At 39.5% G+C, this 4530-nt stretch carries 6 protein-coding genes; all 6 read right to left on the reverse strand.

Translation table 11 applies throughout. The features are described from left to right. Positions 1 to 646: 646 nt before the first annotated feature. The 6 genes from ACFINA_RS09310 to ACFINA_RS09335 all read right to left on the reverse strand — a co-directional run bounded on the left by ACFINA_RS09310 (position 647) and on the right by ACFINA_RS09335 (position 3972). The gene (locus ACFINA_RS09310; protein WP_375615489.1) at positions 647 to 1210 is read right to left on the reverse strand and encodes a hypothetical protein; all 564 of its coding nucleotides are present in this window, start codon (positions 1208 to 1210) and stop codon (positions 647 to 649) included. Positions 1211 to 1220: 10 nt separating this feature from the next. Further along, positions 1221 to 1472 carry a hypothetical protein gene (locus tag ACFINA_RS09315; protein ID WP_375607083.1) on the reverse strand — a complete coding sequence of 84 codons (252 nt, stop codon included), beginning with the start codon at positions 1470 to 1472 and terminating at the stop codon, positions 1221 to 1223. A gap of 211 nt (positions 1473 to 1683) precedes the next feature. Beyond that, positions 1684 to 2820, reverse strand: coding sequence for a DUF6990 domain-containing protein (locus ACFINA_RS09320; protein WP_375615492.1), 1137 nt, complete (start codon positions 2818 to 2820; stop codon positions 1684 to 1686). Between the two features lie 28 nt (positions 2821 to 2848). After that, positions 2849 to 3214, reverse strand: coding sequence for a hypothetical protein (locus tag ACFINA_RS09325; protein WP_375614468.1), 366 nt, complete (start codon positions 3212 to 3214; stop codon positions 2849 to 2851). Between the two features lie 229 nt (positions 3215 to 3443). After that, positions 3444 to 3809 (reverse strand): hypothetical protein, encoded by a 366-nt coding sequence (locus ACFINA_RS09330; RefSeq protein WP_375615490.1) that lies wholly within the window; start codon positions 3807 to 3809, stop codon positions 3444 to 3446. A 4-nt stretch (positions 3810 to 3813) separates the two neighbouring features. Further along, positions 3814 to 3972 (reverse strand): hypothetical protein, encoded by a 159-nt coding sequence (locus tag ACFINA_RS09335; RefSeq protein WP_375615491.1) that lies wholly within the window; start codon positions 3970 to 3972, stop codon positions 3814 to 3816. Positions 3973 to 4530: the final 558 nt, after the last annotated feature.

Here is a 4530-nt window from a genome sequence, read left to right on the forward strand (position 1 = left end):
TTACAAATTCACAGAAAACAACAAACTTCCGATCAACAGCCCCATTAAAGCCTATTACAAGCTTATTATAAGCCTATTCATTGCCATCAACCCTTTTCCCCCAACGCCCTCCATTCCCCCCATTCTAATTTTGACGCATTGCACAATCCAACCTTTATGCCTCCATTGGCACCTCTTCTCCCCAAGCGCTCCACAATCCTCACAGCCCTTGACCAACCACACCCCCTATTACAGTTCCACATTTTTACGATTTTACAAATTCACAGAAAATAATAACTTCCGATCAACAGCCCCATTAAAGCCTATTACAAGCTTATTATAAGCCTATCACTCACCATCAACCCTTTCCCCCCCCAGAGATCAGCGTAAAATGAGAAAAACAATCGATGCCCTCCTCTCACGTCATGAAGCAATGGCATGATCTAAAACTTATGCCTCCCCCATGACACGAGCACTACGTGCGCTTTTTCAGCGCTGCGTTTAATTGTTTGGTAACCTTGTAATAAGAGATCAAACGCTTGATAAAAGAAATATACAGTGCCACAATGGGTATTGTTAAGAAAAAATCAAAAAAACCCCCCAGCAGAATGATAAAAATCACCGTCCAAAATGCCGCTATTTCGTAATGCATTTTATCCCCTTCTTTTTATAAATTGATTGCTTCAGTCACTTCTTCCAATTGCTGAATCTTCTTTTTCAATCGATGAGTTAAAATTTCACGAAGGATCACAACAACAGGGATCGTTGCAAAAATACATACCGATAAAAAAAACCAGAAAAGCAAGAGAATGACAAGATATTCAAATCTGCTCTCATCTATCTCAGCTACCCTTTTAGAGAAACTCACATAGACATAAGTTTTGAAAAACATAATGATGAAAGAGAGGCATGCGTGGAGGATATAATCTTTGCGTGAAAAAGCGAGCCATTTTTTTAACGAATAGAAACTTATCTGTGTTTCTAGTGTTAAGTTTTGTGGCACTCTCTCTTTTTCTTTTCCGCTTTTTTCAAAGAAACAAAAACGCTGTGGATGTTCTTTCATCAAATGTCTTTGTTTTTTCACTCTGTAATAGAGCCTCAAACGCTTGATTAAAGAATAATAAGGCGCCACAATAATCATATTCACAAAAATGGCAAAAACTGTAACTGCATTTAGAAAAAAATATCCAATCGGCAGAAACAAAATAAAAACTGCGGCCTCACCCCTCATGCGTATAACCTCATTGATTAATCTCTTGCTGCTTTATTTTTTCTTTTAGTTTTTTCTTTATTTTTTCCAATTTACGCTCTTTAAAACGATAAATCCCCCACAAAATAGGAAGGGGTGTGAGAAGACAAAACCATATCAACACTGGTAAGAGAAAAATAAGAGAACCAATTCCTTCCCATCTTGTCCATTGCAACGGCTGTACCAGAGATTTTGCACCCGCAGGAACTTCTAAAGCCATCATGATAAGGCATGTATAAAACATGATGAAAAAGCGGTGCCCTATTATTTTACACCGTCCCACCCCTTTACACCTTTCCACTGAAGACACCATAAATTTTCTAAATGAAAAGAAAGACACTTCAAATGTTGCTTTTTTCTCCTGCATTGTTCCCCTCTGCTTTTACGCTTCGCGCTTTTTACGCATTATTTTCAGGTTTAAGCTCTTTTTAATTTATCTAAACTCTTTATTTTTCTCAATAATTTTTTTCATCAATCCTAATTTCTACATCCATATATTCTAACTCCCCATCCTTTATGTAAAGAATATCGGGACGATAGTTTTTTCCATCAACCTCACAAATCGCGTCCTTTTCATAAACAAAATATCCCTGTTGCCTTAATTCTTGTCTTTTTTCCTCGATCAAATTTTCATAAGAATCTCTTCTTCTATTGCACAAATTGGGATCTGTAGCTCTAAAACATTCATAGCTTTCTACCTCCATGGAAAAATCCTTTGCCGCCTGTTGAAGCAAATCGTAACTGGGTTGCTTTGTCTTTTCTACCGCCTGAGCGATCACCATCGCGCGTTCCAGATGCTCTTCTTCAATGCTTGCCTCAAAGCCCAGCTTCTCACCTTCTATAAAGCTTTTGTGATAAGAGTGTAAAGTTTCAACATCGCCCATCAAAGCCAGAGCCGCAAGATAACGCAGGGAATAAGAAGCCAACCGAGGGACCACAGTTTTGTTTTCCCAAGGCAGGATTCTATATTGAGAGTGAAGCATCTTGCCAAGATCAACCTCAGTCATTGCCTCATCGAAAGCTTTCTCAAGTGCACGACGTAAACATCCAACGCTTACCTTTTCTTCAAAAATTTCCAACCCCTTCACATCAAAACTCAATTCAAGAGCAATCAAACCTCCAGAATTATAAGGGTCTATTGTTTGGCAAGCCGCCGCATGGATACCAGAAACCACTGCAATTGCACAATCAAATCGCGGATACCCCTTCTCAGCATTATAAAGAAACTGCACTTCACGATCTGGTAAATAATAGGTGGCCAAATGATCTCCTTTTCCTTCAATTTCCACCTTCCACCCCAAACTCTTTAAAAGCGCCGTTGCACTTTCCATCGTTAAGATTTCTTCATCAGAAAGAGAAAACTCTTTTTCCTCAGATAACGGCTTAATCATCGGCGTTGCTCCACTAGACGGCTCAAAAGCAACAGGTTGTTCAAGCACGCGGCTTAATTCTTTTGTCACTTGGCAATACAGTCTCACCCGCTTGAAAGTAGAGTAATACAATGCCCAAATAAACATCATGACCACAGCAGAAAGCAGCGTGAAAAGCATCAAGCCCACACCCCACGAGAGTACAACAATAATATCCATTATTTTAATATCTATCATTTTCCCCACCCCTTCATGCGCTGTTTTGTTGAGAAGCGGTTTTTCTTCGCTTCCAGAGTGCTTGCTCCAACATATCGATCTTTTCTTTCAACAGAACCGTGAAAATGATACGAACCACAAAGGCAACAGGGATGAACAAAAAAATAAACCATGATATAAGCCGCATGATTAACAAGAGAGCTGCCACGACATCCCCTTCCCACTCCACCAACTTCCACCCAAGCAACATGGGTACGAAGCGAAGAACCGTTCTCAAAGCTGCCACAATGAAAGCAATACAAAAGATGACTTTATAATTTTTGCGTGTCAGAAACGCTTCTTCAAGCACAAAAGACCGTGGTTCTTTATCCAATGGTGCATTTTTTCCATTGCCCCTCATTTTTTACCCCTCATTTGTCTCAAATTTTTAAGCCATTTTCATGAACCGAAGCTTTCGTCCTCACAATGGATGAGGGTTCATCAATATCAAACGCTTGTATCCCTCATCTTTTATAAAGACAATATCAGCGGTGCATTTTTTTCCATCACCTTCAAACATTGCACGAAGAGAAGTGCTCCTACAATACATGAGAATATATAAAGACCAGTATTCATTTTCTGCCCTCCCTTCACGCGCTGTTTTGTTGGTAAGCCGTTTTTCTTCGCTGCCAGAGTGCTTGATCCAACATATCGATCTTTTTTTTCAACAAACGCGTAAAAATGATGCGGACCACAAAGGCAACAGGAATGAGTACAAAAATTAAATCTAATATAACCTGCACGATGCAAAAGAGAACTGTTATGACATCCCCTTCCCACCCCGCCAACTTCCACTCAAGCCACATGAGTACGAAGAAAAGAGCCGTTCTTAAAGCTGCCACAATGAAAGCAATGCAAAAGATGACTTTATAATTTTTGCTTGTCAAAAACGCTTCTTCCAGCGCAAAAGACCGTGGTTCTTTATCCAATGGTGCATTTTTTCCATTGCCCCTCATTTTTTTACCCCTCATTTGTTTCAATTTCTAAGCCATTTTCATGAACCGAAGCTTTCGTCCTCACAATGAATGAGGGTTCAATCAATATCAAGCGCTTGTATCCCTCATCTTTCATAAAGACAATATCAGGGATGCATTTTTTTCCATCACCTTCAAACATCATGTTTTTATTCCCCACAGTATATCCTCTGCTGTCTTAAGGCTTCTCTTTTCTCGTCGATCAAATTTTCATAAAAATATCTTCTTCTATTGCACAAATTTGGATCTATGGTTCTAAAATTCTAAGTGCTCTTTTTATTTTCAGGAAGATAAGCTGCTTTCCAAAGAAGAAGCAAACGAGTGCAAGAAAATCGTAACGAAGTTGCTTTGTCTTTATGACGATTTGAATCATCTAGCAAAACCGGCCCAAATAGATTTTTTCGATATTTTTTTTCAAAGCCCAAACTTTCATCTTCCATAAAGCTTTTATGAGAAAGCTGCCAAATGTTAACATCAGCCCTCAATACCAAAGCCCCAAGGTAGTGCAGCAAAGAAGAGGGCACTTGAGAGATAGAATAATTTCCTTTTCCCCAGGAAGGGTGTTCTATTGAAAGCCAAGCACGCGGCCAAGATCAACCTCAGTCCCAGATCAACCTCATTCATTGCCTCATCGAAAACTTCCTCAAGTACACGACACGCCCTACGCTTACCTCTTCCTCAAGAAATTTCAATCCCTTTGCCT

It is taken from the genome of Bartonella sp. AC10YNML (assembly GCF_042196825.1).
Lineage (GTDB): Bacteria > Pseudomonadota > Alphaproteobacteria > Rhizobiales > Rhizobiaceae > Bartonella.

Bases quoted from the DNA above. Each gene is read 5' to 3' on its own strand.
- ACFINA_RS09310 (WP_375615489.1), bottom strand. From the start codon at position 1,210: ATGAGGGGTGAGGCCGCAGTTTTTATTTTGTTTCTGCCGATTGGATAT.
- ACFINA_RS09315 (WP_375607083.1), bottom strand. From the start codon at position 1,472: ATGTTTTATACATGCCTTATCATGATGGCTTTAGAAGTTCCTGCGGGT.
- ACFINA_RS09325 (WP_375614468.1), bottom strand. From the start codon at position 3,214: ATGAGGGGCAATGGAAAAAATGCACCATTGGATAAAGAACCACGGTCT.
- ACFINA_RS09330 (WP_375615490.1), bottom strand. From the start codon at position 3,809: ATGAGGGGCAATGGAAAAAATGCACCATTGGATAAAGAACCACGGTCT.
- ACFINA_RS09335 (WP_375615491.1), bottom strand. From the start codon at position 3,972: ATGATGTTTGAAGGTGATGGAAAAAAATGCATCCCTGATATTGTCTTT.